This window comes from Duganella sp. GW821-FHT07F09 (assembly GCF_059418705.1).
This window is the reverse complement of the sequence record NZ_JBWKQJ010000002.1, coordinates 390,933-416,960: the sequence shown is the minus strand read 5'-3', so window position 1 is coordinate 416,960 and position 26,028 is coordinate 390,933. Positions and strand designations below refer to the sequence as shown.

The following is a 26,028-nucleotide window of genomic DNA, read 5'->3' as shown; positions in this document are numbered from 1 at the left end:
AAGTGCATCGCCGTTTTTTCAGTGAGACCGGATCATAGTTCCAAATGCCTGTTCGGTCAACACTTCGAGCAATAAAGAGTGTTCAATTCGCCCGTCGATGATGTGAACCGTATTGACGCCGGACTTCGCGGCGTCCAGCGCTGATGATATTTTAGGCAGCATACCGCCCGAAATCGTCCCGTCGGCGAACATCTCGTCGATCTCGCGCGCCGACAGGTCGGTCACCAGATTGCCTTGTTTGTCCTGAACGCCGGCGATGTTGGTCATCATGATCAGCTTTTCGGCTTTCAGGATTTCCGCGATCTTACCGGCGACGACGTCGGCGTTGATGTTGTACGCCTGGCCATCCTGGCCGAAGCCGATCGGCGAAATGATCGGGATGAAGGCGTCGTCCTGCAGCGCCTTGACGACGGCCGGGTTGATCGCGTCGATCTCGCCGACGAAGCCGATGTCGAGGAACTGGCCTGGATTTTCCTTGTCCGGCATCGCCATCTTCTTGGCGCGGATCAGGCCACCGTCCTTGCCGGTCAGGCCCACGGCCTGGCCGCCGTAGTGATTAATCAGCATCACGATGTCCTGCTGGACTTCGCCGCCGAGCACCCACTCCACCACTTCCATGGTCTCTTCGTCGGTGATGCGCATGCCCTGCACGAAGGTGCCCTGCTTGCCGATTTTTTTCAGCGCGTTGTCGATTTGCGGACCGCCGCCGTGCACCACGACCGGATTCATGCCCACCAGTTTGAGCAAAATGACATCGCGGGCGAAGCCGTGCTTCAGGCGCTCGTCGGTCATCGCATTGCCGCCGTATTTGATGACAATGGTCTTGCCATGGAAATTACGGATGTAGGGAAGGGCCTCGGCCAGAATCTGCGCCTTGATCTGCGGCGACACCGCGGTCAAGTCGTCATTCATGCCTAAGTTAAGGTTAGTCAGTTGGGTCATGGCGAGTCCGGTTAAAAATTTTGTGCAATTTTACAGCCTGTGGCTGCGATCGCTGCGATCAGTTACGCATTATAGGGCTATCCGGTTGTATTTTCCGAGATCATCCGATACGCTGGACCGCATGACCAGCCAACTTGCCGCCCTATGAGTACCTGCTCGCGTTGCGGCGCCGAATTCTCGTGCGCCATGGTGGACGCCGACCCCGCGACGGCGGCGCAGCCCTGCTGGTGCACATATTTGCCGGCGGCGCTGCCGGTGCCGTCGGCGCCGGGCGCCAGCTGCTGGTGTCCGGCGTGCCTCAAGCAGCATGTAGACCTGAACCGGACCCCGGAACCACGTAGGGCGGATTAGGCGAAGCCGTAATCCGCCATGCATGCGCCGTCGGCGACTCATGGCGGATTACGCTGCGCTAATCCGCCCTACGTGTCTCTAGACGTGATCGCGGGCCGAGGCCTAGCTCACCGTCCGGAAAAACCGCAGCATCTCGCGGCTGGCGTCCGGCCCCTTGGCATCGGTGTACGTGCCGTGCGCGCTGCCGCCCGACCACGCGTGGCCCGCCCCGTGCACCACCCAATGCTCGCCCAGCGGCGTGCCGTCGGCCTTGGTGTGCGTGGTCTGCGTGTAGCGATAGCCATTCGGCACGCTGCCCGACTGGATCGATGGCGCGCCCTTGTGGCTATGCAGGCGTTGCGCGATGACCTGCTCGCCGTTGCGCGGGTTGACCGTGGTGTCGCTGTCGCCGTGGAACACGATGATCGGCTGCGAACCATTGCCGGCCTTGTGCGCGCTGCTGGCGCCGCGCTTCATGGCGCTTAGCGCCGACGGCAAATCCTGCGCCGAGGCGAACGGCAGGCCCGAATGCACGCCGACCGCCGCGAACAGCTCCGGATACAAGGTGCCGACGATGACCGCCATCGCGCCACCGGCCGACAGCCCGGCCACATACACCTGGCGCTCGTTGACGGGATACTCGTCGATGATCTGCTGTGCGATGCCGGCGATGATGGATGGCTCGCCCTGGCCGTGTTGCTGGTCGATGGCGTTGAACCAGTTCCAGCACTTCGAGTGGTTGGCGCCGGCCGTCTGCTCCGGATAGGCGACGAAGCAGCCCATCTCCTCTGCCACCTGGTTCATCTGCGTGCCGGCGGCGAAATCGTCGGGGTTTTGCGTACAGCCGTGCAGCATCACCAGCAACGGCATGGCCTGGCCGGTGTAGGTCGACGGCACATACAACTTGTAATTGCGGCTGCCGGCGTGGTTGGCATAGCTGCCGCTGATGAACTTCGCACCTTCCGGCAGCGGCGCGGCCTTGGTGGGATTCATGATCGAACCCATGTCCATGCCGAAGTTGGACTGCAGATCGATGGACTGCAGATCGATCTTGATGCCCATCCGGTTCAGCATGTCTTGCGCGTATTCGGTCGGATTGGTGGCCGGATTGGGCGCGCTGGCCGGCGTGGCCTGCTGCTGCGGTTCGGCGGCCGCTTTGGCGGTGTGACTGGCCTGATTGGCGGCCGGTTTCGCCGTCGACTCGGCGTGAACACGCGCGCTGTCGGCGGTCGATTGGGGCGCGGAACGCGGCGCCACATATTCGGGCGGCGGGTTAATGTCGCGCATATGCGGTGGCGATGACGGTTGGGCCGCCGATGGCGATGCCGGCTGCGGTCCGGCGGCGCGTTGTTGCTGCTGCTTTTGCTGCAGTTCGATCATGCTTTCCATGGCTTTTTGCACGGCGGCCGTGGCGCCCTTGTTAATGAGCTTTTGTGCGGCACTGCGCACGCTCGACATAAACGGTAATTTCATAGCTGTCCTTTAGTGGATTCGTTGGGCTAATGCGGTTTTGATCACCGCGCTGGCGTGTAGCGAACCTAGTACAAAAATCGAATCGATGGTCGCCAGCGCCAATTCGACCGACACGTCGCTGGCGATACTGGCCAAACCAAGTACCTGTATCTGCAGCCGCTGGCCGGCCGCCTGCACCGCCTCGAGATCCGAGCGGGTGTAATGTTGCATTCCGAGCACCAGGCTTTTGCGCGCCACCGTTTGCTTCACCACGTCGGCGTGCTCGTTTAACTGATTGCGGATCGCCGTCCGGATCAGATCGGTGCGGTTGGAATAAAACCCCTCCTGCACCAGCAAATCGATCTGCCCCAGGTCGATGGGACCGAGGTTGATCGTGATCTTTTCCGACTCGGCGGTCTTCAGTTTTAGTTCTTGCTTAGCCATACGTCTCCATCCAGTTACCATCTACATGGATGGTAGTATAGGCTTCGCGTTCCCCAAGTCAAGCGCATTCGGGTCATAATGTGGTCATGAGTGATCCAACTAACTTAGCAGCCCCGGGCGCGGTCCCCGAGCTCGCCACCCCCGTCCCATCACCCTGCGTCAGCCTGTGCAAGATGGACGCCGACCGGCGTTATTGCATGGGATGCCTGCGCACCATCGAGGAAATCGTCAACTGGTCCAAGGCGGACGACGACTACAAGCGCGGCGTCTGGGCGGAGATCCGCCGGCGCGAACTGGCGGTGAATTTCGACGACGATTTCCAGCAATGAACGCGCTGCCGGCCTCGATCCAGGTATTCGAGCGGGGCTGGCTGTCCTCGAACAACGTGCTGTTGTTGGGACGCGACGACGCGGCCCTGATCGACACCGGCTATCTGACCCACGCGCCCCAAACGCTGGAACTGGTGCGGCACGCGCTGCAAGGCCGGCATCTCGACCTGGTGCTCAATACCCATCTTCACTCCGACCATTGCGGCGGCAACGCCACGCTGCAGGCGCATTACGGCAGCCGCGTCGCGATTCCGGTCGCCGAGGCGGACAAGGTGCGGGACTGGGACGTCGACGCGCTCAGTTTCAAGGCCACCGGCCAGCGCTGCGAGCGATTCACCTTCGACGCCACCATCGCCCCGGGCGAGGTGCTGGCGTTGGGCGGCATGGAGTGGCAGGCGCTGGGCGCGCCGGGGCACGATCCGCACTCGCTGATTTTTTACTGTCCGGCGGAGCGCGTGCTGGTGTCGGCCGACGCGTTGTGGGAGAACGGCTTCGGCGTGATCTTCCCGGAACTCGATGGCGAATCCGGTTTCGCCGAGGAGCGGGCCACGCTCGACGTGATCGCGGCGTTGGATGTGCGCCTGGTGATTCCGGGGCACGGACGGCCGTTCAGCGACGTGGCGGGCGCGCTGGCGCGGGCCAGGTCGCGGCTGGCTTATCTGGAGGCGGACCCGGTGCGCAACGCGCAGAACGCGATCAAGGTGCTGCTGAAGTTTTTGCTTTTGGAGCGGCAGCGGATCGCGTTGAGCGATGTGCCGGCGTTGCTGCTGGCGATGCCGGTGTTCGAGACAGCCAACGCGCGTTTTTTGAAGGAGACGCCGGAGGCGCTGGCCACGTGGGCGGTTCGACAGCTGGTGCGCAGTTTAGCGGCGCGCGTCGAAGGTGAGTACTTACTTAATACGTGAGCCGAGGGCGGAACCTGGCGGATTAGCGCAAAGCGCGTAATCCGCCACCAAGCCGCCACCGGCCTTCGCCAACTTCTAGAGCACTCCACCTATTTTTGGCACGATCGTACTATTTTCAGCTTATAATCGTCTGAGACAGTCACACCCCGATCAACTTACGTCAGCGAGTTCGCCATGGCCCTGCCTGCAGCGTTACAAAATCTTTCACTTCCCGTAATCGCCTCCCCGATGTTCATCGCCAGCGGCCCCGCGCTGGTGGCGGCGCAGTGCAAGGCGGGCATCGTCGGCTCCTTCCCGGCGCTGAACGCCCGCCCGGCGGAAACGCTCGACGTCTGGCTGACCGACCTGCAAAACGAACTGGCCGATTACCAGATAGCCAATCCGGACAAACGCGTCGGCCCGATCGCCGTCAACCAGATCGTGCACCAATCGAACGACCGCCTCGCCCACGACGTGGAAGTCTGCGTCAAGCACCAGATCCCGATCATCATCTCGTCGCTGCGCGCGCCGCCGAAAGAGATGCTGGACGCGATCCACAGCTACGGCGGCATCGTCATGCACGACATCGTCTCGATCCGCCACGCCGAAAAAGCGCTGGAAGCGGGCGTCGATGGCCTGATCCTGGTCGCCAGCGGCGCCGGTGGCCATGCCGGCACGTTGTCGCCGTTCGCGCTGGTGGGCGAGGTGCGCAAATTCTTCAACGGCCCGATCGCGCTGTCCGGCGCCATCGCCACCGGCGACGCCATCCTGGCCGCGCAGGCGATGGGCGCGGACTTCGCCTATATTGGCTCGCGCTGGCTGGCGACCAAGGAATCGAACGTCAGCGATGAGTACCGCGACGCCATCGTCGAATCGTCGGCCGCCGACATCGTGTATTCGAGCCTGTTCACCGGCGTGCATGGCAACTACCTGAAGAAATCCATCATCAACGCCGGCCTCGATCCGGACGCGCTGCCGCAGGCCGACAAGAGCTCGATGAACTTCGGCTCCGGCAGCGCCAAGGCCTGGCGCGACATTTGGGGCGCCGGCCAGGGCGTGGGCCTGATGGACGACGTGCCGACCACCGCCGAGATGGTCGCGCGTCTGAAGGCCGAATACGACGCGGCCCGCGCGCGCCTGGCGCTGTAAAGGTAACGGCTTCTATCTAGAGTGAGCGACGGTGTGGCCCCCGTCGCTCACTTTCGCTAGTCCGGCCATCCGAAAGCTCCAACCAGCAGATCGGCCGTCTACAAAAGCACTTTAAGGCGGGCAGTATTCGTTTCGTTTTGACGGCCTCGGCGCGATGCCGCAGCCAGTAATACTGCAATTCCCATCGTGAGCATCGCAACCGAATCCGGTTCTGGTACCGGAGATATTTGCGTCATTTCAGTGATTTGTCACCAACCCCCAAACGATTGACCGTTTGCGTCGACGTAGTCCAGATAAAGAGAACCGTATTGTGGATTCGCCGCTGCCACCCAAGTAGCTAGCGGCGCATCGTTGGAAAGCTGAAGAGAAGGATCGAGACCGAATGAAATCTGCAGGCCGTCCAAATGAAGGCCGCTAACGGACTGCGACTCACTAATCGTGCCGCCGGTACCCCATGCATTTCCGCCCAACATGGTGAGCCAGGGCGGACTATTGGACGGGAGGAAAGTGTAGACCAGGCTGTCGGCGAACTTGATCTCGTTGCCACCGACATTGATTGCACCACTAAAACCAGTGCGATATTCGCGTATTTCTGGATATCTGAAGGGCGGAGCCGAGTCGTCCAACGTGAAAGTTCCACTGAAGTTGGTTCCTACCTGATAGAGGCTAAGTAATTCCGAGCTGATCGGTGAAGCCCATTCTGGCCCTTGATAACCTTTGACAGCATAGGTGTGCTGAGCTGCATCCGCGTGAACCGAAGCGAATATCGCGGCGGCACCTATAAATACTCGGAATAATTTCATATAACGCCATTTTCAAGTTAAAAACCGAAGATAGCACTATTCTAAGGATAGTTATAAATTTACAACTTGTTTTTAGCAATTAACGTTGCTATAAGATCACAACCATGGCGCATCCGAATGGCATTCGCAAATTCGTCGATACGTGGGGATTGCAGCCGTAGTGACTGGTTCTCGGTCTGTATCGCCCCCAGGCACGGCAGATTGCGCCAGTAACCGTATGCGTCCATGCCGAATCCGACCACAAAGCGGTTCGGGATCGTGATGCCGACGATGTCCACCTTCACCGGCTTGGGCTTGCCGATCGCCTTCTCGGCGAAGACGGCCAGCACCACGTCGGCGGCGCCCATGTCCAGCAGGCGCTGTTTGAAGTGCTCCTGCGGCATTAGCGGCATTAGGTCAGGTCCGACATTCGGACAAATGGGAAAAATGGGGAATTTTTTCACCGCTTAAAAGTTCCCTGATGTCCGAATGTCGGACCTGACCCTCGGGTTTAGCTGCCCTTAACGGGGGGCTAGGTAGATATTCGGAAGAGTGACTCGTTTTTTGGCCAGTCGCCTTCATGAGTATAAGATTCAAGACCGGTCATATATCCGTCTGTCAGCCACAAGATGATCGAAACCCCAGCGGCGAGATCTGGGTGCTCAGCGTATCCTTTTGGAAGGTCTTCAATTTTCCACAAGTCGATACTCAGTTTTGGTGCCGTCGCATCCACTAGAATTTTTGTGTACAGGCCCACGCCTGTGTATTCGCGTGCATCACAGCGGGCTTTCACTAATTGTGCCAGAAGGATGTCCTGATAAGGAGTATCGAGGGAAATTGTTCGTATGGCTTGCAGTTCGTACGGGCTGAGCTCCACTGGTGCACCTCACTTTGATTTGACCCCATTGCGCGCAGCCTGGAGCACCTTTTGTGCGTCGGCTGGCAACCGTCCCTTCGGAAGAATGCGACTTAAATGTGGTGATGGATAGATAACGCCGTTTTCTTCGTATCCGGCGATCAGCCAAATCTCGCGGGTTTTTACCGTGAAATCGAACATTCCTGCGCAAGATGTGCCGGGCACACTTCCCGTCACACCGCGCGCATTCACTTTTTCACGTGCCTGACCGAGCCACCATCGACTCGGCTTGAAGCGAATGATCTGAACCTTTCCGCCTTCTTTGGTCTCGGCGTCCATAGTCGCCCTCTCAACCTCTCCTTGAAAAACAATTTTATTCGGACGGTCGGAAGATAGGTACGCAGACAAATCATGCGCCTCGAGCGCAAGCTTGCATGCGTGCGCGCGAGCACCCTGGAGAAGCGCGGTCGAACCAAGGATGGCTAAAGACAGCGATAGGGAAAGGTTTTTTTTCATAAATTTTCGCGAGTCACTCGGTCAGACTGTCGCGCCGTCGTCATGTCGCGCACGCTCTTAGCCCTGTCATCGGCTTTTATCTATCAAGGCTGTAAATGATGCTCTCATTGCACTGATTGCCGAATTATGTTGTTCCAGAATCGGTGCGGCATTTTCAAATTTTTCGGGATTCAAGAACAGAAGAGGAAGGTCGCCCACGGCTACGCCCCGATTGTCACCGCGAAGTATTTCTTCGACATAATCCATCACCGTTTGCACAGCGCTCTTTATTCGCGGCGTGCCGTTTTTCTCCAGTACGTCCAAGAGAGTTCGCTCAAATTGGGCCCTATCAGGCGCCTCCGGCAGCACTGGCGCGGCGATTCGGGCCAAAGGTGACATGTTCGGCGCGGGCTTACGGTAAGCAATGAGCACATCCAACGCCATCAGGGTTTGCGGTCCGCCGGCTTTCAGCCAGGTCGCCAGACGCGGCCACGGAACACCTAGCAGCGCTGCCCCACTCCCCCAATGATCTGTCACCGGCGAGCCGACGTTGGTTTCATACCAGTTGAACCCCGAGTCGCTTCCGGTGTAGGCGACCAGATGCGAATTGGACGAGCGGAGATTGTTGCTCTGAGCGGCGAGGACGGCGGTAATCCAACGAAACGCTTCGTCAGCGGTCTGCGTCGCCAAAACTGTCGAGAAGGGAGCATGCAGGGCGCGGGAATCGGCATTCAGCAGTTCATTCATGTCGTAGCAATCCAAAGTTGCGATAGGTGTCAGCTGTTAAAACTGCTTTACGGTTCGACGGCTGGGCGCTCGAACTGAATATCGTGGCACCAGGTGTTTGATTTGAGGCAAAAATCGCTGGAACGGGCATCCATCGATGCTGACAGCATCGACCATCGAAAGCAATTATAATTAAATTAACCTTGGCAAAAAATATTAGGTTCGAACGATGAAGTTGCGCGCACTGTGTCAATCCATCCCCTTGTCGCTGGCGCTGCTATGCTGCGCGGCCAACGTGTCGGCGCAAGTGCCGATCAACGACGCCGCCAATGCGCTGACGCAGGAGGGCGATAAGTCCCTGACCCAGGGGAAGTACATGGATGCGGTGCGCAGCTATCAAGCGGCCGGCAAGGCCGATCCCGCGTCCTCGCAACCGCTGTCGAGACTCTCCAGTCTTCTTTACACGTTGTCGCGCGTCGCCGATGCCGATAAAAAAGCGAACATGCGCGCGCAGGCCGAGGGCCTCGCGCAGCAAGCGTTGAAGCTCGATCCGCGAGACCCCATCGCGCAGGAGGTGTTGCGGTTGCTGGCGGAGGAAAAGCCAGCGCCGCTGCACGTGCCGACGCCTGAATCGGTCAAGCTTTCGTCTGAAGGCGAGCAGCTTTTCGTCGCCGGAAAATTCGACGAGGCCCGCGAAAAATATATGCTCGCGGCGAAGGCCGATCCGCTATATTCGGCCCCGTGGATCTACGCCGGCGATTGCTACTACGCGCAGAAAAAATGGCCGGAGGCGGAGGAGATGTTCCGCAAGGGAGTGACGATCGAACCGCTCAATGGCCAGGGCTGGCGCTTCCTGTCGGACGCGTTGGCGGCGCAAGGTAAGCGCGCCGGAGCCGAGGAAGCGCTGCTGAACGGGATCGCCGCGCAACCGAGCCAGATGCCCAGCTGGGGCAAACTGGCGCGCTTGCGGGAGGCGGCAGGTACGCCGCTGAAGCCTTTGGGTTTGGTGCGCAAGGCCAGCGCCACGCTTGATCCGGCCACCGGCAAAGGGACGGTCAGGCTGGACCCGGCGTTCAGCGATCCGGCGGAGCAGAAGAAGCCCGATGGCGCGGTGTGGCTGATGGTGGGCGTGAGCGAAGCGAACATCCGCTCGAAAGACCTTCAGGACAAGACCACCACCACGCCGTTCGCGATGGAGCTGGCGGTATGGAAGGGGGCGATGAAAGTGGCCGACGAGCTGGCGGCCAACGGTGGCGGCGCGCTTACCGATCCCGGTTTGGTCGCGATGCAGATGCTGGCCAAGGCCGATCAGCTGGAGGCGGGGTTGTTGATATTGCGGTACAAGGAATCCTACCGCCCCGAATTCGAGGCGTGGAAGACGGCGCATCCGAACGGTATCCGTAAATTCGTCGATACCTGGGGGTTGCAGCCGTAGATTCGGTTATTGGTTCTCGGTCTGGATCGCCCACAGGCCCGGCAGATTGCGCCAGTACCCGTATGCGTCCATGCCGAATCCGACCACGAAGCGGTTCGGGATCGTGATGCCGACGATGTCCGCTTTGACCGGCTTGGGCTTGCCGATCGCCTTGTCGGCGAAGACGGCCAACACCACTTCGGCCGCGCCCATGTCCAGCAGGCGCTGTTTGACGTGCGCCAAGGTTTCGCCTTCGTCGAGGATATCGTCCAACACGATGACGACGCGGCCGGCCACGTTCGAACGCGGCACCACTTTCCACACCACTTGTCCGCCCTGGTCGTCATCGCCGTAGCGGCTGACGTGGATGTAGTCGAATTCGAGCGGGAACGTCAGCTGCGGCAGCAGGTTCCCGGTGAAGACCACCGCGCCGCCCATCACGCCCAGCACCAGCGGGAACTCCTCGCTGTCGGCTTGGTTGAAACGGGCGTTGAGGGTGTCGGCCATCGCGGTGACGGCGCTGTCGACGGTCTCTTTATTGAACAGCTCTTCCGCGTTCTCCAGCAGGGCGCGGGCGCGGTTGTGGTGGAAGTCTTGCATGGTCTTCTTCGGCTTTTAAAAACATGTGGAAGAACGCTATTATCCGCCATATCCCCGCCCGCCGCTCACCGTTGCTATCCCGCCACAGGATTTGCCGCGGTGCTACGTGTAATCCCGTACGTCGTCGATCACTTTGCCGTCGCCGGGCAGGCTGCCGATGGCGGCGAAACGCACCTCGCCGCGCAGTTTGGTGAGCTCGCGGATCGATTCGACGATGGCCGCGTCGCTGATGGCGCCGGGATCGGCCACCTCGCAGTGCAAGGTCATCACGTCCTGCGCCATCCGGCCGGAGATCACCAGCCGCGCCTTGACGATTTCCGGATGGCGGCGCGTCACCTCATGCACCTGCGATGGATGAACGAACATCGCGCGCACCTTGGTGGTCTGGTCGGCGCGGCCCATCCAGCCCTTGATGCGGGTGTTGGTGCGGCCGCACGGCGAATCGGGAACGCCGGTCAAAACCGCCGACAGGTCGCCGGTGGCGAAGCGGATCAGCGGATAGTCGGGATTGAAAACGGTGACCACCACCTCGCCAATTTCGCCGTCCGCCACCGGCTCGCCGCTGCCGGGACGGACGATTTCCAGGATCACGTCTTCATCGAGCACCATGCCGGGATGGCGCACGTCGCCGCTGCGCGTTTCGAAGGCGATGCTGCCGATATCGGCGGAGGCGTAGGTCTGCAGCACATGCGGCACGCCGTTGCTGGCGAACCACTCGCGCAGCGATTCGGGCAGCGCCTCGGCGCCCATCAGCGCTTTGGTCATGCTGCTGATGTCGGCGCCCATCTCCTGCGCCTTCTCGATGATGATCTTCAGGAAGGACGGCGTGCCGACATAGGTGTCCGGCCGCAGTTCGCTGATCGCCTGCACCTGCATCTCGGTCTGGCCGCTGCCGGCCGGGATGACGGTGCAGCCGATGCGCGCGGCGCCGCCTTCGACCATGAAAGCCGCCGGCGTGAAATGATAGGAGAAGCAGTTTTGCAGCAGGCTGCCGGGACGCACGCCGGCCGCGTACATGGGACGGCCGAAGCGCCACCAGTCCTGGCCCTTGCCTTCCGGGTCGAAGATCGGGCCGGGCGACATGTACAGGCGCGCCAATTGTCCCACCGGCGTCGTATTCAGGCCTCCGAACGGAGGCTGCATCTTTTGCAGCGCGTGCAGCTCGGATTTGCGCGTCACCGGCAAAGTCGCCAGCGCGGCGCGGCTGGTGATGTCGGCCGCGTTCACGTCCCGCAGGATGCGCGACCAGCCGGCGGCAGCCTTCGCGCGCGCCACCAGTTGCGGCAGGCGCGCCATCAGTTCGCGCTCGCGTTGTTCGGGCGGGCGTACTTCCAGGCTGTCCAGGGTATCCGTGATCATTGCTGTCCTCCGATTTCGCGCTGCAGTTTTTTGGTCAGTTTGGCGAACACCAGTTCGTACGAGCGTTTCAGCAGCTCGGCCGCCTCGGCGTCGTTGATGGTTTTCAGGTCTTCGATATAGACCCATTTGGCGCGCGCCAGGTACGGCGCGGGGATGATGCCGGGGCGGTCCGTTAATTCCAGGAAGCGGTCGTCGTCAACCTTGAAGCTGATGCCTTTGGCTTTGTCGTCGGTCTCGGTGACGGCGAACATCTTGTCGCCGACCGAGAACACCAGGTTGGTTTCCCATTTGACGTCCTCGGTGGCGCCGGGCAGGGAGCGGCAAAGGGCCTTGGCTTTATTGATATTCATGCGCGAGGTTCCTCAGGCCAGCCAGCGTTTTCGGCGGCGGTAAAATTTCATGTCGCGGAAGCTCTTGCGGCCGGCGCCGGATACGCCGAGGTAGAACTCCTTGACGTCCTCGTTGCTGGCCAGGTCGGCTGCCGCGCCTTCCATCACGACGCGGCCGTTTTCCAGGATGTAGCCGAAATCGGCGTAGCGCAGCGCGATGTTGGTGTTTTGCTCGGCCAGCAGGAAGGACACGTTCTCCTTGCCGTTCAAGTCCTTCACGATGCCGAAAATCTCGTCGACGATTTGCGGCGCGATGCCCATCGATGGCTCGTCCAGCAAAATCATCGACGGCTTGGCCATCAGCGCCCGGCCGATCGCGCACATCTGCTGCTCGCCGCCCGAGGTGTAGCCGGCCTGGCTGGTGCGGCGCTCCTTCAATCGCGGGAAGTAGTGGTACACCTTGTCCAGCGATTCCTTGAGCTCCGCGCGCGACAGGCTGCGCGTATAGGCGCCGGTCAGCAGGTTTTCCTCGATGGTCAAGTGGCCAAAGCAGTGGCGGCCCTCCATCACTTGCGACAGGCCGCGCTTGACCAGTTCATTGGGAGTGAGCTGGTCGATGCGTTCGCCCTTGAACTGCACGTCGCCCTTGGTGACGTCGCCGCGCTCTCCGCGCAACAAGGTGGAGATGGTCTTCAAGGTGGTGGACTTGCCGGCGCCGTTGGCCCCCAGCAGCGCGACGATCTTCCCTTGCGGGACCTGTAGCGACACGCCTTTCAGCACCAGGATCACATGGTCGTAGATCACTTCCACGTTGTTGACGGAGAGGTAGGGCGTCATTTTGCGCAGGCCGGGGTGATTTTTTTCTCGGCCGCGTAGGCTGCGGAGCTTTCGTCCAACAGCTTGCGGGTCAGCGCCTTATCGCCCACCACCCAGTTGGGTGTGATGGCGTTCCATTTTTTGCCGTCCCATTGCTGGACCTTCACCGCGCCGGAGCCCTCGTGATCGTCGCAGCTGGTCTTCACCACCGGTAGCATGCCGAGTGCGCCGATGGCTTTCTGGCGCGCTTCGTCGACGTTGAGGTTCTCCAGGCCCCAGCGCATTTGCTCGCCGGTGACGGCTTTTCCCTTGCCGAACTTCTCCTGCGCGGTGCGCATCGCCTCCACCCACAGGATGGCCGCGCTGACGCCGCGCATGTGGTACACGGAGCCGATGCGGTTGCGGTCCGCCAGATTGCCCTTGCCGGCCTCGTAGAGTTTTTTCCTGATGTCGTCCATCACCGGGTAGTTGCCGGGGGTGTTGAACGTCATCGCGCTGTAGCCCTTGGCGGCGTCGCCGGCCGGCACGGTGTCTTCCTCCGAGCCCGCCCACCAGACGCCGAGCATTTTCTCGCGCGGGAAGCCGTTGCGCTGCGCGGTCTTGATCGCCACCGCGTTCATCGAACCCCAGCCCCACAGGATCACGTGATCGGGCTTGGCCTGGCGGATCTGCAGCCATTGCGATTGCTGTTCGCTGCCCGGCGGCGTGACGGGAATTTTGATCAGTTCAAAGCCGTATTGTTTGGACAGCGCCTCCAGCACCGGCAAGGGCTCCTTGCCGAAGGCCGAGTCGTGGTACAGGTGGACGATCTTTTTGCCTTTGAGTTTGTCCATGCCGCCGTTTTTGTCACCGAGGTACTTGATCATGCCGGCCGCCTGGTTCCAGTAGCTGGTGATCAGGGGGAAGACGTAGGGGAAGACCTTGCCGTTGGCGGCGTCGGAGCGGCCGTAGCCGATCATCGTCATCGGGATTTTATCGGTCGGCAGGCGATCGAGAACGCCGTAGGCGACGCCGGTCGACAGCGGTTCGACCAGTGTGGCGCCGCCGTTCTTGGTTTTCAGCCGCTCGTAGCATTCGACGCCGCGCGACGGGTTGTATTCGGTCTCGCATTCCTCCCAGGCGATCTTGACGCCATTGACGCCGCCCGACAGGTTGACCAGGTTGAAATAGTCGATGATGCCGCCGTAAAAGCCGGAACCGCCCGCCGCGTAAGGGCCGACGCGGTACGAGGGCAGGGCGACGTACTGTCCGGCGGCCTGCTGCGCCAGCGCGGGCGCGATGGTTGCGACAAGTGCGGCTCCAAGTACAAACGATGCCATGATTTTCATTGTTGTCTCCTCTTGGGTACTACGCTGGTTGACTGAGTTCAGTGCGGGAATGGCCACAGACGCAGTTTCTCTTTACCGATTTGCCACAAACGTGCCAGGCCGTGCGGCTCGACGATCAGGAAAAATATGATCAAGGCGCCGAACACCATCAATTCCAGGTTGGACGCCACGCTGTTGGGCAGCGCCAGGCTGTGCGCCAGAATATTGAGCAGCACCGGAAGCAGTACGATGAAGGCGGCGCCAAGGAAGGAGCCCAGTATCGAGCCGACGCCGCCGATGATGATCATGAACAGGATGCGGAACGACAGATCGAGGTTGTAGGCCTCCGGTTCAACGGTGCCCAGATAGGCGAAGGCGTACAGCGCGCCGGCCACGCCGCAGTAGAAGGAGCTGACGGCGAACGCCAGCAGCTTGGTGCGCATCAGCCGGAAACCGATCACCTCCGCCGCCACGTCCATGTCGCGCACCGCCATCCAGGAGCGGCCGACGTTGGAGCGCACCATGTTCTTGGCCAGCAGTGCCATCACCGCCACCACGCCGAGCACCAGCAGGTACTTGCGGTCTGGCGTATCGAACTGGTAGCCGAGGATGACGATTTTTTGCGCGGTGATGACGCCGGAGGCGCTGTAGTTGGTCAGGTAGGGGATCTTGGTCAGGCACCAGATCACGAAGAACTGCGTGGCCAGGGTCGACGCGGCCAGGTAGAAGCCGCGTATCCGCAGCGACGGCAGGCCGAACGCGATGCCGACCGCCGCCGCGCTCAAGCCCCCGAGCACGAACGCCACCAGCACCGGAATACCCGGAATGCGGGCAACGAAGTTGTACGAGGCGAAGGCGCCCACCGCCATGAAGGCGGCGGTGCCGAGCGAGAGCTGGCCCGCGTAGCCGGTCAGGATGTTGAGTCCCAGCGCGGCGAGCGAGAAGATCAAGAAAGGAATCAGGATCGCCGACAAGGCGTATGGCGATGCCGCCAGTGGCACCACCACGATGGCGACGACCAGCAGCGCGAGCATCGCCATGCGGTCCTGCAAAATCGGGAAGATTTGGTTGTCGGCCTGATAACTTGTCTTGAATTGTCCTGCTTCGCGGTAGAGCATTTAGGGGCCTCTTAAATTCTGCGGATGATTTTTTCGCCGAACAGGCCTTCCGGCCGCACCAGCAGGAACATCAGCGCCAGCACGTACGGGAACCAGCCTTCGATGCCGCCGCCGACCAGCGGGCCGATATACACCTCGGCGAGTTTTTCCGACGCGCCGATAATCAGGCCGCCGACGATCGCGCCCGGCATCGACGTGAAGCCGCCGAGGATCAGCACCGGCAGCGCCTTCAGCGCCACGAAGGTCAGCGCGAACTGCACGCCATTGCGGGCGCCCCACAGCAGGCCGGCCACCAGCGCGACCACGCCCGCCACCGCCCACAGCACCGCCCAGATGCGCTGCAGCGGGATGCCCACCGCCAGCGCGGCCTGGTGATCGTCGGCGACGGCGCGCAGCGCGCGGCCCACCTTGGTTTTGGAGAACAGCAGCGCCAGGGTGGTGACCAGAATGCCGCACACCGCCGCCGCCATGATGTCGAACTGCGACACCAGCAGGTTGAAGTTCTCCATCAGGTACTCCGACGGCACGTCCTCGATCGGCAGTTCCAGCTTGTGCACCTGGTTGCCCCACATCAGCTGCGCCAGCCCCTCGATGAAGAAGGCCAGGCCGATGGTGGCCATGAACAGCGTGATCTCGGGCTGGTTGACCAGCGGCCGCAGGACCACCCGCTCAATCGCTATACCCAGCAGTATCATCACCACGATCGTCAGCGGTATCGCCACCCATAGCGACACGCCGAATTTGTCCATGATGCCGACGCAGGTCAGCGCGGCGAAAAACACCATCGCACCCTGCGCGAAATTGAAGACGCCGGAGGCCTTGTAGATCAGCACAAAGCCGATCGCCACCAGCGCGTACATGACGCCGGATAGCAGGCCGCCGATCAGCACCTCGAAGAAGAAGTTGATGTTCATTCGTGCGCCACTCCGAGGTAGGCGTTAATGACGTCCTGGTTTCGGCGAACCTCGTCCGGCGTGCCGTCGCCGATTTTGCGGCCGTAGTCCAGGACCACCACGCGGTCCGAGATATCCATCACCACACCCATATCGTGCTCGATCAAGACGATGGTGGTGCCGAATTGGTCGTTGACGTCGAGGATGAAGCGGCACATGTCCTGCTTTTCTTCGACATTCATGCCGGCCATCGGCTCGTCCAGCAGCAGGATCTCCGGCTCGGCGGCCAGCGCCCGGCCCAGTTCCACACGCTTTTGCAGGCCGTATGGCAGGCGTCCAACCGGTGTTTTGCGGATTGCCTGGATCTCCAGGAAATCGATGATCTCCTCCGCCTTGACGCGGTGCGCGATCTCCTCGCGCCGCGCCGGCCCCCAGTACAGCGCCTGCATCAGGAAGTTGGACTTCATCTTCAGGTTACGACCGGTCATGATGTTGTCGAGGACCGTCATCCCCTTGAACAGCGCGATATTCTGGAAGGTGCGCGCGATGCCCGCCTTGGCGGCGGTGTGGCAATCCATGTTCTTGTGGTGCTGGCCGCGAAAAACGATCTCCCCCTGCTGCGGGCGATAGACGCCGTTGATCACATTCAGCATCGAGCTTTTGCCGGCGCCATTGGGGCCGATGATGGCGCGGATCTCGTGCTTCCTCACGTCGAAGGAGATATCGGTCAGCGCCTTCACGCCGCCGAACGACAGCGAGATGTTTTTCAGGTCGAGGATCACGTCGCCGATGACGCGGCGCCCGCCACCAATGTCGGCGCCGAAGTGGGCGTCAGGTTCGTTCATCTGCATGGTCGCTCTCTCCGTCATGCCGCTGCTTGGACCGCAGGGAAGGTCTTGCAGCGTTCTATCTTCAGATCCGCCGCCACCAGGCCCGTTCGGCCATCCTCAAACTTCACCTGCGTCTCGATGTATTGCGACGTTTTGCCGCCGTACAGTGCGCCGATCAGCACCGCGTATTTCTCGGCGATGAATTTGCGCCGCACCTTGCGGGTGCGCGTCAACTCGTCGTCGTCGGGATCGAGCTCCTTGTGCAGCACCAGATAATGGTGGATCTGCGTGTCGCCCATCATCGGCTCGGCGGCCAGATCGGCATTGACCTGTTCGATGCAGTCGCGGATCAGGCCATAGACTTGCGGATGCGCCGCCAGGTCCGTGTAGCCGGAATAGGCGATGCCGCGCCGCTCCGCCCAGTTACCCACGGCCTCGATGTCGATATTGATGAAGGCGCAAACTTCGTCGCGCTCATGGCCGAACGCCACCGCCTCTTTGATGAACGGGAAGAACTTGAGTTTATTTTCGATGTAGTTCGGCGCGAAGATGGCGCCGCCGTTCATCCGGCCCACGTCGGCCGCGCGGTCGATGATTTTCAAATGGCCTTCGGGATCGAACAAGCCGGCGTCGCCGGTGTGGAAGTAGCCCTGCGCGTCGATCGCCTCGCGCGTGGCGTCTGGGCGCTTGTAATAGCAATCCATCAGTGTTGGCGATTTAACCAGCACCTCGCCGTTGTCGGCCAGCTTGACCTCCACGCCGGGCGCCGGCAGGCCAACGCTGTCGAATTTGATCTGGCCGTCCGGTTGCAGGCAAATGTAGGCGCAGGTTTCGGTCGAGCCGTAAAACTGCTTCAGATTGACGCCGATGGAGCGATAGAAGCGGAACAGATCGGGTCCTATCGCGGCGCCGGCGGTGTAGGCGACCCGCACGCGCGACAATCCCAGCACGTTTTTCAGCGGCCCGTAAACCAGCACCCGGCCCAGCGCGTACGACAGGCGGTCTGCCAGCGGCACCGCTTTGCCGTCCAGGATCGCCGCGCCGCTGCGGCGCGCCACGGCCATAAAGTAATGGAACATGGTGCGCTTGATGGCGCCGGCGTCCTCCATCCTTATCATCACGGTGGTGAGCATGTTCTCGAACACGCGCGGCGGGGCGAAGTAATAAGTAGGGCCGATTTCGCGCATGTCGGTCATGACGGTGTCGCCGGATTCCGGGCAGTTGACGGTGAAACCGGCCGTCATCGCCTGCGCGAAGGAGAACAGGCAGTCGCCCACCCACGCCATCGGCAGATAGGACAGGATGTCTTCGGCGTCGGTGAGGTTCTCGAAACCGACGCCGCCGGTGCCGGCCGCGATCAGCGCGGCGTGGGTCTGGCACACGCCTTTCGGCTTGCCGGTGGTGCCGGAGGTGTAGAGGATGATGGCGTTGTCGCCACCTTGGCCGGCATCGACGGCGGCGTCGAACATGCCGGGATGGACTTTGTCCCAGTCGCGCCCCAGCTCCTGCAGGCGGGCGAAGGACAGCAAGCCTGGCTGGCGGTAGTGGCGCATGCCGCGTTCGTCGTCGTAAGCGATGTGGCGGATATGCGGATACAACGTTTGCAATTCCATCAGTTTGTCGACTTGCTCCTGGTCTTCGACGATGGCGTAGTGGATTTCCGCGTTTTCCAATACGTAGGCCATGTCGGCGGCCGGCGCGTCCTGGTACAGCGGCACCGGCACGCCGCCGAGGCATTGCGCGGCCAGCATGGCCCAATAAAGGCGGGGGCGGTTGTCGCCGATGATGGCCAGGTTCATGCCGCGTTCGAACCCCAGCGCCGCCAGCCCGCAGGCCAGCGCGCGCACTTCATCGTTCACCTGCGCCCAGTTCCAGCTTTGCCAGATACCCAGGTGTTTTTCGCGGAACGCGGGTTTGCCGGGTCTGAGCTGGCCGTGCGCGAGCAGGCGGCGAGGAAAAGTCTCTTGATTGTTTTGCACCAGTTGTCTCCGGTTGCTTTTCTTGTACTTGTGTACAGCTTCTTGTGTGATGATATTAGCCTGCCGCAAAGACCTGTGTTGTCGTTTCGATGACAATTGACCGACTTTTCTATGGTGCGACGCAATAATGTCTGATCAACATCTTTCCCTGAAAGCAGCTTTACGTTCGGCAATTTGGGCGCAAAGCCTGACGCCGGAACAAATGGCGCGCGTCGAGGCCGATACCTTTGAGACCTTCGTCCCGAAAGGCGGTTATGTTTGCCGTAAAGGGGATATGGTCGAGAATTGGCTCGGTATTATCGACGGCATGGTTAAAATGAATAATTTCTCGCGCTCCGGTAAAAGCGTGACTTTTACCGGTGTGCCGGCCGGTGGCTGGTTTGGAGAAGGTTCCATATTAAAGAACGAGATTCTAAAATACGATGCGATGGCTTTGCGCGATGCCCGTATCGCGCGCATGCCGGCTTCCACATTTATGTGGTTGCTGGATTCAAGTCTCCCTTTTACCCGATTCCTGCTGATGCAATTGAACGAACGTCTCGGTCAGTTTATCGGCATGGTAGAGAACGACCGGTTGCTAAATCCAGATACCCGCGTGGCCCGATGCCTGGCGTCGATGTTTAATTCCCATCTCTATCCCGGCCTGGAAAAATTGATTCAAATATCGCAGGAAGAATTGGGCCTGCTTTCCGGCGCATCGCGCCAGCGCGCGCATCAGGCCTTGCATCTGCTGGAGAAACAAGGCCTGCTGCGCGTCGACTATGGCGGCATCCGCATACTCGATCTGGAAGGCCTGCGGCGTTACGAAGCCTAGGCGCTCGTGCCGGAAATTGGCGGCTACGTGCTGAAAATTGGCATGATCTTCCGGGAAATTCGTTCTACGGCGGGGACGTCTTTTTTGCGATGGTTTTGCGCTTTGATAGGGCAGTGGAGGGTTAAGTTATTTGATTGCGTGGAGGTGGCGAATGTTATTATTTCGCCTGAGCACTGTTGTTTGGTATCGGTTTTCACGGGATCAGCCTATTTTCCATCAATTTGGATGGTTTTTAACGTCGGTTATATCGAACATATTATTTGTGAGATCGTCGCTTGTTAAGGCGCTTTATGAAAATTCCTGTTGACCTCGCTGGATACGTCTCCGACGGAGCTTGGCGGATTACGCTCCGCTAATCCGCCCTACGTGGTTCAGATGACTTCTGGCGTCTCTGTATCGCTTGCAGTGCGCTGACCCGCACATGACCGGGGAGGAAGATTGGTCCATTGTGTTTCGTCAACTCAAAACCGCAACCGACAATACTTGCTTTCGTTTCGAGTTTCTTACGCGTCTGACGTGTATTTTATTCGCACGTTATCAGACTGAATTTTTCATGGCGCAGTAGTTGGAAACCAGGGCTCGAGCAATCGCGGTATCATAGCGACAAGCTATGCCGCACCGGCGGCGCACCGGATTCAAGCTACCCATGGATACTTCAGATACCACCCACGTCACCGAGCGCCTGGCGCTGTTGCGGGCGGCGATGCGTCGGCGCGGCATCGACGCGTTGATGGTGCCGTCTGCCGATCCCCACCTGTCGGAGTACCTGCCGGCCCGCTGGAAGGGCCGCGAATGGCTGTCCGGTTTCACCGGCTCGGTCGGCACCTTCATCATCACCGCCGATTTTGCCGGCGTCTGGACCGACGCCCGCTACTGGACCCAGGCCGAGCAAGAGCTGGCCGGCACCGCTATCCAGCTGATGAAGCTCACCTCCGGCGCCAGCGTGCAGTATGTCGACTGGCTGGCCGCCAATCTGCAAGCCGGCCAGAGCTTGGCCGTGGACGGCGCGGTACTGGGCCTGGCGATCGCGCGCCTGCTGCTGCAGGCGCTGGAGGCCAAGGGCGTCACCCTGCGCACCGACCTCGATCCGCTCGACGAGATCTGGCCCGATCGTCCCGCGCTGCCGGCCGCGCCGGTCTACGAACACCAGCCGCCGTACGCGTCGAAAAGCCGAACCGCCAAACTGGCCGAGCTGCGCGACGCGATGCAGCGGTTGGGCGCCGACCGGCACCTGATCTCGACCCTGGACGATATCGCCTATTTATTCAACCTGCGCGGCGCCGACGTCAATTTCAATCCCGTCTTTCTGGCGCACGCGTTGATCACGCCGACCCGCGCGACATTGTTCGTCGCCGACGGCAAGATCGCCGCCGAACTGGCCAGCCAACTGGCGGAACAAGATATCTATATAGCACCCTACGGCGCCGTCGCCGGGGCGCTGGCCGACTTGCCGCTCGATGCCACCTTGTTGATCGACCCGCGCCGTGTCACCTTCGGCACCCGCCAGTGCGTGCCGGCGGAAGTCCGCGTGATCGAGGCGGTCAACCCGACCACGTTCGCCAAATCGCAAAAGAGCGAGCAGGATGCAAGCCACATCCGCGCGACGATGGAGCAGGACGGCGCCGCGCTGTGCGAGTTCTTCACGTGGCTGGAGCAAACGCTGGCCGATGCGCGGCGCGCCCCGCTGACCGAAGTGGCGATCGACCACCACATCACGGCGGCGCGCGCGCGCCGGCCAGGCTTTATCAGTTCGAGCTTCGCCACCATCGCCGGTTTCCGCGCCAACGGCGCGATCATGCACTACCGCGCCAGCGAGGCGAATCACGCGGTGATCGAAGGCGACGGCCTGCTGCTGATCGATTCGGGCGGCCAGTATTTGGGCGGCACCACCGATATCACGCGCGTGGTCGCCGTCGGCGACATCACCGCCGAACATAAACGCGACTTCACCTTGGTGCTTAAGGGCGTCATCGCGCTGTCGTCCGCGCGCTTCCCGCGCGGGACCAAATCCCCGATGCTCGACGCCATCGCCCGCGCGCCGCTATGGGCCGAAGGGCTCGATTTCGGCCACGGCACCGGCCATGGCGTCGGCTATTTCCTCAACGTGCACGAAGGCCCGCAGTCGATCTCGCAATCGGCGATGCCGGAGCCGCACACCGCTATGGAACCAGGCATGATTACATCGATAGAACCGGGCCTTTACCGCCCGGGCAAATGGGGCATCCGGATTGAAAACCTGGTGCTCAACCGCCCCGCCGGCCAGACCGATTTCGGCGACTTCCTGCAGTTCGAGACGCTGACCCTGTGCCCGATCGACACCCGCTGCATCGAGACCTCGCTGCTGCGCGACGACGAAAAGCGCTGGCTCAACGACTACCACGCCACGGTGCGCAGCCGTTTGCTGCCGCTGCTGTCCGGCGACGCGCTGGCCTGGCTGGAAAACCGCACGGTGGCGCTATGAGCGGCCGCGCAACCCGGGCCACGTCGGCCGTCGACCGCCTCAAGGTCCGCAGCGGCAACGCCAAGTATTCGATGTCGCGCACCGGCAGCGGCCACTTCTTCCTGACCGAGGGCCCCGGCCTGCCGCCGCTGTGCGCGCCGTTGGAGCTCGACGATTTCGTCGCCTTCGTCAACGGCATCTCGCCCGGCCCGCCACGGCGCGTCAGCAAGCTCGATGTGGCGTTTGAAAAGCAGCTCGTTAAAAAAGCACCCAAAGAATAAAGGCTCGACATGCCCGCCATCGATTTCCTGAGTGCCTACTGGTCGCACGCCGAACTGGCGACCAACGCCGTGATCCTGTTGAATCTACTGGGTGCGCTGGCACTGGGGCTGATGGTGGGCTACGAGCGCTCCTACCACGGCCGCGCGGCCGGCATGCGCACCTATGGCCTGGTGTGCATGGCCTCCGCCGCGCTCACCGTCATCGGCGGTTATCCGGGACACTGGTTCGGCGGCCACGTGTCGCAGTATCTGATCAATTCCGACCCGACCCGCATCATCCAGGGCATCGTCACCGGCATCGGCTTCCTCGGCGCCGGCGTGATCATGCGCGAAGGCTTCAACATCAGCGGCCTGACGACGGCGGCGTCGATCTGGGCTTCGTCGGTGATCGGCGTGATGGTGGGCGTGGGCTTTTATCTGGGCGCGATCGGCCTGGCGATATTGTGCGCCGGATCGATGGTCTTCCTGACCCGCGTGGAAGCCTGGCTGCCGTCGCGGCATGCGATCGCGATCACGATGCGCTTCAAGGCCGGCTATATGCCGCAGGAGCCGGCGCTTAGGGCGATGGCGCTGCAGCGCGGTTACGAGATCGCCGGCGGTTCGCTGATGATCGGCAGCGACGGCGGCCAGCAGGAATGGCGCTTCGTCGCCATCGCGTTGAGCAAGCGCAGTGGCGCGCCGATGGCGGTGCTGTCGGCCGAACTGGCCGCTTTCGACGGCATCCACAGCTTCCAGCTGTCGCACGCAAGGAACTAAGATCATGAACGAACAAGCCCAAGCCGTATTCGATTTCTGGTTCCAGCCGGGACCGGGCCAGCCGTCCGACGCCCCGCGCCGCGAGTGGTTCCAGAAGGACGACGCCTTCGACCGTGAAATCAGCAGCCGTTTCGGCACGCTGATCGATCAGGCGCTGGCCGGCGGCCTGCTGGAATGGGACGCGGAAGGTCCGCAATCGCAACTGGCGCGAATATTGGTGCTCGACCAGTTCACCCGCAACGTCCATCGCGGCACGCCCCAGGCCTTCGCCGGCGACGCGCTGGCGCTGCAAGCGGCGCAGGCGATGGTCGACGCCGGGCAGGACGTGGCGCTGCCGCCGTTGCAGCGCGCGTTTGTCTACCTGCCTTTCGAGCACGCCGAGGACATGGCGATGCAGGAGCTGGCCGTGGCGCTCTACACGGGCATGGAGAGCGAAGAACGCGATGTGGCATCGGAAGCCACCCTCAAGGGCATCGCCGGCATGCTCGATTACGCGCAGCGCCACCGCGAGGTGATTGGCCGCTTCGGCCGCTTCCCGCACCGGAACGCGATCCTCAACAGGCCGTCGACCGCTGAAGAACAGGCCTATCTCCAGCAGCCGGGATCGGGATTCTGATGACGCCGGGGTTCAACCTGATCGGCGCCGGACATGTGGGCCGCGTGCTGGGGCGCCTGTTCGCGGAAAACGGCTGCTTCACTATCCAGCAGGTGCTGACGCGCTCCGTGGCGTCCGCCCGCGACGGCGTGGCCTTCATCGGCGCCGGCGACGCGGTCGAGCGCTACGAGCAGTTGCAACCGGCGGCGGTGCACGTGCTGGCCGTCGGCGACGACCAGATCGCCGACGCCTGTGCAGCGTTGGCCCGGGCCGTGCCGCTGGCCGGCAGCGTGGTGTTCCACTGCAGCGGCGCGCTGGCGTCGGACCAATTGCGGACCGCGCGGGACGCCGGCGCGCTGGTCGCCAGCGTGCACCCGATCCGCAGCTTCGCCGACCCGTCGGCGGTGGCCGCGCAATTCACCGGCACTTTTTGCGGCATCGAGGGCGATGCCGGCGCGCTGGCGCTGCTCACGCCGGCCTTGACGGCGATCGGCGCGCAGCCGGTGCCGATCGAGGCGTCGGCCAAGACCGTGTACCACGCGGCCGCCGTCTTCGCCAGCAACTACCTGGTGACGGTGCTGGACGCCGCGCTGCGCGCCTACCAGGCCGCCGGCGTACCGGAGCCGGTGGCGCGGCAAATGGCGCAGCCGCTGGCGTCCGAATCGATGGCCAATGTGTTCCGTCTGGGCGCCGCCGCCGCGCTGAGCGGGCCGATCGCGCGTGGCGACATGGCCACGGTGGCCCGCCAGCAACGCGCCGTGGCCGGTTGGGACGCCGACACCGGCGGGTTGTACCAGGCGCTGGTGGCGCCGACGGCCGCCCTGGCGCGCAGAAAACATCAAAAGTTGCCCTGACCGGCGCGCGCCGCACGCTTCGGCCCTTATCTCCTTGCAAATTACTACATAACAACTATATTTTAGACAGGGTTGCCGGTGGTCCGGCGCCGTCCGTGGTCATGCGTTGCAGTTTTATTGGTACGAATTCACAAATAAGTGGCGGGATTTGTCGACAAACGCGGCAATTCGCAATAAGCTTGTTTCTCAGAATGTTTTCTTTGAGAATCAAGAAGTACACAATACAACACGTCAGCAGGACTGCAGCCGGCGCCAATTGGATAGGGGTAAGAACATGTTATTTTTGAAAAGTACGACCGTCACGAAGGCGCCAGGCATTTACGACGTCGACATCGCCGCCAAGCCGCCAGGCAAGACCTTTGGCGTCTTCATGGCCACCGATCCTGACAATCCGCCGACCGAAGTGCTGGCCGCGCTGGCCGCGATGGGCTTCAAGAACACCTATAGCGGCGGCTACACCCACAAGGACCGCGGCAAGGTACTGGACCTGCACTTCCAGAAGGACGGCACCGACCTGTTCCAGGGTTGGAAGGCCGAGGAAATGGAAGCCAACATGGCCGCCATCACCGCGCTGTTCAGCGGCATCGGCATCACCATCGCGCCGCGCGTGATGACCCTGGCCGAAGCCTACGCTTAAAATCTTCCGCGCGGCGTCACGCCACCACCTCGATGTGATACAAGGCCCACGGGCAGGAACCAAACCGCTCCGGCAGCGGCTTGCCTGCCATGTCGGGCACCTTGTCGGCATCGTAAATCGCCCATAGCGGACCGAGTCCGCCCAGCGCCATCGCCACCCCGTCCATGTGGGTGGCGACGATGTAGCGCTGCGCGCGCGCCTGCGCCATCGTGACCGAGGCCGCATAGCCGTCCACCGCCCGCAGCACCAGCTTGACGTTGTCGCCGAGCGCGCCGCCGGCCGCCTTGACCACGTCCAGCAGCAGCGGGCCGCTCAGCGTGTGCGCCTTGGCGTCGTACTCCAGGGTCGGTTTGATGGTGACGGCCGGCAGCGCGGCCAGCGCCGCGAACGTGAACGCGTGCGCCTTATCGAAACCCAGCTTTTGCTTGAACATCATCTGGTCGCGCACCGGATCGAACTTGCCACGATTCGGCTTGCCGATGGCGCCGGTGACGGTCAGCAATGCGGGGCCGGTGGCGGCGGGGGAGGCGGCGCCGGCAGGCAAGGCCGCGGCCAAGCCGCCGGCGACGGCGGTGCCCAGGAACTGGCGTTTTTTCATGCGGAATTCTCCTCGATCG

At 61.8% G+C, this 26,028-nt stretch carries 30 protein-coding genes and 1 pseudogene; 12 read left to right on the top strand and 19 right to left on the bottom strand.

Annotation, left to right across the window (positions count from 1 at the left end):
• Positions 1 to 18 precede the first annotated feature (18 nt).
• A complete protein-coding gene (argB, locus tag AC07P1_RS06925) occupies positions 19 to 912 on the bottom strand; it encodes an acetylglutamate kinase (RefSeq protein WP_090324085.1) in 894 nt (297 codons plus the stop codon).
• Between the two features lie 174 nt (positions 913 to 1,086).
• Here argB and AC07P1_RS06920 point away from each other — a divergent pair, with 174 nt between their 5' ends.
• Positions 1,087 to 1,293 carry a cysteine-rich CWC family protein gene (locus AC07P1_RS06920; protein ID WP_494695088.1) on the top strand — a complete coding sequence of 69 codons (207 nt, stop codon included), beginning with the start codon at positions 1,087 to 1,089 and terminating at the stop codon, positions 1,291 to 1,293.
• 102 nt (positions 1,294 to 1,395) lie between these two features.
• Here the strand turns inward: AC07P1_RS06920 and AC07P1_RS06915 are convergent, their stop codons facing one another.
• Together AC07P1_RS06915 and AC07P1_RS06910 are read right to left on the bottom strand one after the other, a co-directional pair.
• Positions 1,396 to 2,745 (bottom strand): extracellular catalytic domain type 1 short-chain-length polyhydroxyalkanoate depolymerase, encoded by a 1,350-nt coding sequence (locus tag AC07P1_RS06915; RefSeq protein ID WP_494695087.1) that lies wholly within the window; start codon positions 2,743 to 2,745, stop codon positions 1,396 to 1,398.
• Positions 2,746 to 2,754: 9 nt separating this feature from the next.
• Entirely contained in the window at positions 2,755 to 3,168 is a 414-nt protein-coding gene (locus tag AC07P1_RS06910) for a CopG family transcriptional regulator (RefSeq protein WP_209721480.1), read from the bottom strand.
• A gap of 86 nt (positions 3,169 to 3,254) precedes the next feature.
• On the opposite strand from AC07P1_RS06910, the gene AC07P1_RS06905 reads away from it, so the two are divergent.
• The 3 genes from AC07P1_RS06905 to AC07P1_RS06895 all read left to right on the top strand — a co-directional run bounded on the left by AC07P1_RS06905 (position 3,255) and on the right by AC07P1_RS06895 (position 5,530).
• Positions 3,255 to 3,497, top strand: coding sequence for a DUF1289 domain-containing protein (locus tag AC07P1_RS06905; RefSeq protein WP_494695086.1), 243 nt, complete (start codon positions 3,255 to 3,257; stop codon positions 3,495 to 3,497).
• Positions 3,494 to 4,402: an MBL fold metallo-hydrolase gene (locus tag AC07P1_RS06900; RefSeq protein WP_494695085.1), complete on the top strand. Its 909-nt coding sequence runs from the start codon at positions 3,494 to 3,496 to the stop codon at positions 4,400 to 4,402. The genes AC07P1_RS06905 and AC07P1_RS06900 overlap by 4 nt, the downstream gene beginning before the upstream one ends.
• Before the next feature lie 174 nt (positions 4,403 to 4,576).
• On the top strand, positions 4,577 to 5,530 hold the full coding sequence (locus tag AC07P1_RS06895) for an NAD(P)H-dependent flavin oxidoreductase (protein WP_494695084.1): 954 nt from the start codon (positions 4,577 to 4,579) through the stop codon (positions 5,528 to 5,530).
• A gap of 98 nt (positions 5,531 to 5,628) precedes the next feature.
• Here AC07P1_RS06895 and AC07P1_RS06890 read toward each other — a convergent pair whose 3' ends face one another.
• From AC07P1_RS06890 to AC07P1_RS06865, 6 genes and pseudogenes are all read right to left on the bottom strand, one after another.
• Positions 5,629 to 5,766 carry a PEP-CTERM sorting domain-containing protein gene (locus AC07P1_RS06890; protein WP_494695083.1) on the bottom strand — a complete coding sequence of 46 codons (138 nt, stop codon included), beginning with the start codon at positions 5,764 to 5,766 and terminating at the stop codon, positions 5,629 to 5,631.
• Between the two features lie 12 nt (positions 5,767 to 5,778).
• Entirely contained in the window at positions 5,779 to 6,333 is a 555-nt protein-coding gene (locus tag AC07P1_RS06885) for a hypothetical protein (protein ID WP_494695082.1), read from the bottom strand.
• A gap of 167 nt (positions 6,334 to 6,500) precedes the next feature.
• Positions 6,501 to 6,704 (bottom strand): annotated as a pseudogene (locus AC07P1_RS06880) (hypoxanthine-guanine phosphoribosyltransferase); the annotation flags it as partial.
• Between the two features lie 140 nt (positions 6,705 to 6,844).
• On the bottom strand, positions 6,845 to 7,189 hold the full coding sequence (locus AC07P1_RS06875; protein ID WP_494695081.1) for a hypothetical protein: 345 nt from the start codon (positions 7,187 to 7,189) through the stop codon (positions 6,845 to 6,847).
• A gap of 9 nt (positions 7,190 to 7,198) precedes the next feature.
• A complete protein-coding gene (locus tag AC07P1_RS06870) occupies positions 7,199 to 7,684 on the bottom strand; it encodes a hypothetical protein (protein ID WP_494695080.1) in 486 nt (161 codons plus the stop codon).
• A 66-nt stretch (positions 7,685 to 7,750) separates the two neighbouring features.
• Positions 7,751 to 8,410: a hypothetical protein gene (locus tag AC07P1_RS06865; protein ID WP_494695079.1), complete on the bottom strand. Its 660-nt coding sequence runs from the start codon at positions 8,408 to 8,410 to the stop codon at positions 7,751 to 7,753.
• Positions 8,411 to 8,618: 208 nt separating this feature from the next.
• On the opposite strand from AC07P1_RS06865, the gene AC07P1_RS06860 reads away from it, so the two are divergent.
• Positions 8,619 to 9,824, top strand: a complete 1,206-nt coding sequence (locus tag AC07P1_RS06860; RefSeq protein ID WP_494695078.1) for a tetratricopeptide repeat protein — start codon at positions 8,619 to 8,621, stop codon at positions 9,822 to 9,824.
• 6 nt (positions 9,825 to 9,830) lie between these two features.
• Here AC07P1_RS06860 and AC07P1_RS06855 read toward each other — a convergent pair whose 3' ends face one another.
• The 9 genes from AC07P1_RS06855 to AC07P1_RS06815 all read right to left on the bottom strand — a co-directional run bounded on the left by AC07P1_RS06855 (position 9,831) and on the right by AC07P1_RS06815 (position 19,037).
• Positions 9,831 to 10,403, bottom strand: coding sequence for a hypoxanthine-guanine phosphoribosyltransferase (locus AC07P1_RS06855; protein WP_494695077.1), 573 nt, complete (start codon positions 10,401 to 10,403; stop codon positions 9,831 to 9,833).
• Positions 10,404 to 10,505: 102 nt separating this feature from the next.
• A complete protein-coding gene (locus AC07P1_RS06850) occupies positions 10,506 to 11,762 on the bottom strand; it encodes a phenylacetate--CoA ligase family protein (RefSeq protein ID WP_494695076.1) in 1,257 nt (418 codons plus the stop codon).
• Positions 11,759 to 12,112: an MmcQ/YjbR family DNA-binding protein gene (locus tag AC07P1_RS06845; RefSeq protein WP_494695075.1), complete on the bottom strand. Its 354-nt coding sequence runs from the start codon at positions 12,110 to 12,112 to the stop codon at positions 11,759 to 11,761. The genes AC07P1_RS06850 and AC07P1_RS06845 overlap by 4 nt, the downstream gene beginning before the upstream one ends.
• Before the next feature lie 12 nt (positions 12,113 to 12,124).
• Complete coding sequence (locus AC07P1_RS06840) at positions 12,125 to 12,928, bottom strand: ABC transporter ATP-binding protein (RefSeq protein WP_315221231.1); 804 nt, start codon at positions 12,926 to 12,928, stop codon at positions 12,125 to 12,127.
• A complete protein-coding gene (locus AC07P1_RS06835; protein ID WP_494695074.1) occupies positions 12,925 to 14,235 on the bottom strand; it encodes an ABC transporter substrate-binding protein in 1,311 nt (436 codons plus the stop codon). The genes AC07P1_RS06840 and AC07P1_RS06835 overlap by 4 nt, the downstream gene beginning before the upstream one ends.
• 38 nt (positions 14,236 to 14,273) lie before the next feature.
• A complete protein-coding gene (locus tag AC07P1_RS06830) occupies positions 14,274 to 15,332 on the bottom strand; it encodes a branched-chain amino acid ABC transporter permease (protein WP_494695073.1) in 1,059 nt (352 codons plus the stop codon).
• An 11-nt stretch (positions 15,333 to 15,343) separates the two neighbouring features.
• Positions 15,344 to 16,240: a branched-chain amino acid ABC transporter permease gene (locus tag AC07P1_RS06825; RefSeq protein ID WP_494695371.1), complete on the bottom strand. Its 897-nt coding sequence runs from the start codon at positions 16,238 to 16,240 to the stop codon at positions 15,344 to 15,346.
• A gap of 2 nt (positions 16,241 to 16,242) precedes the next feature.
• Positions 16,243 to 17,076, bottom strand: coding sequence for an ABC transporter ATP-binding protein (locus tag AC07P1_RS06820; protein ID WP_494695072.1), 834 nt, complete (start codon positions 17,074 to 17,076; stop codon positions 16,243 to 16,245).
• 14 nt (positions 17,077 to 17,090) lie between these two features.
• The gene (locus AC07P1_RS06815) at positions 17,091 to 19,037 is read right to left on the bottom strand and encodes an AMP-binding protein (RefSeq protein ID WP_494695370.1); all 1,947 of its coding nucleotides are present in this window, start codon (positions 19,035 to 19,037) and stop codon (positions 17,091 to 17,093) included.
• Between the two features lie 124 nt (positions 19,038 to 19,161).
• On the opposite strand from AC07P1_RS06815, the gene AC07P1_RS06810 reads away from it, so the two are divergent.
• From AC07P1_RS06810 to AC07P1_RS06780, 7 genes are all read left to right on the top strand, one after another.
• Complete coding sequence (locus AC07P1_RS06810) at positions 19,162 to 19,848, top strand: Crp/Fnr family transcriptional regulator (RefSeq protein WP_494695071.1); 687 nt, start codon at positions 19,162 to 19,164, stop codon at positions 19,846 to 19,848.
• A 646-nt stretch (positions 19,849 to 20,494) separates the two neighbouring features.
• The gene (locus AC07P1_RS06805; RefSeq protein WP_494695070.1) at positions 20,495 to 22,309 is read left to right on the top strand and encodes an aminopeptidase P family protein; all 1,815 of its coding nucleotides are present in this window, start codon (positions 20,495 to 20,497) and stop codon (positions 22,307 to 22,309) included.
• Positions 22,306 to 22,569: a hypothetical protein gene (locus tag AC07P1_RS06800; protein ID WP_494695069.1), complete on the top strand. Its 264-nt coding sequence runs from the start codon at positions 22,306 to 22,308 to the stop codon at positions 22,567 to 22,569. The genes AC07P1_RS06805 and AC07P1_RS06800 overlap by 4 nt, the downstream gene beginning before the upstream one ends.
• 9 nt (positions 22,570 to 22,578) lie before the next feature.
• Positions 22,579 to 23,325 carry an MgtC/SapB family protein gene (locus AC07P1_RS06795; RefSeq protein WP_494695068.1) on the top strand — a complete coding sequence of 249 codons (747 nt, stop codon included), beginning with the start codon at positions 22,579 to 22,581 and terminating at the stop codon, positions 23,323 to 23,325.
• Positions 23,326 to 23,329: 4 nt separating this feature from the next.
• Positions 23,330 to 23,941 carry a DUF924 family protein gene (locus tag AC07P1_RS06790; protein WP_494695067.1) on the top strand — a complete coding sequence of 204 codons (612 nt, stop codon included), beginning with the start codon at positions 23,330 to 23,332 and terminating at the stop codon, positions 23,939 to 23,941.
• The gene (locus AC07P1_RS06785; protein ID WP_494695066.1) at positions 23,941 to 24,774 is read left to right on the top strand and encodes a Rossmann-like and DUF2520 domain-containing protein; all 834 of its coding nucleotides are present in this window, start codon (positions 23,941 to 23,943) and stop codon (positions 24,772 to 24,774) included. The genes AC07P1_RS06790 and AC07P1_RS06785 overlap by 1 nt, the downstream gene beginning before the upstream one ends.
• Before the next feature lie 274 nt (positions 24,775 to 25,048).
• Positions 25,049 to 25,411 (top strand): hypothetical protein, encoded by a 363-nt coding sequence (locus tag AC07P1_RS06780; RefSeq protein ID WP_090324042.1) that lies wholly within the window; start codon positions 25,049 to 25,051, stop codon positions 25,409 to 25,411.
• Positions 25,412 to 25,427: 16 nt separating this feature from the next.
• Here AC07P1_RS06780 and AC07P1_RS06775 read toward each other — a convergent pair whose 3' ends face one another.
• The gene (locus tag AC07P1_RS06775) at positions 25,428 to 26,009 is read right to left on the bottom strand and encodes a putative pterin-binding protein (RefSeq protein WP_494695065.1); all 582 of its coding nucleotides are present in this window, start codon (positions 26,007 to 26,009) and stop codon (positions 25,428 to 25,430) included.
• Positions 26,010 to 26,028: the final 19 nt, after the last annotated feature.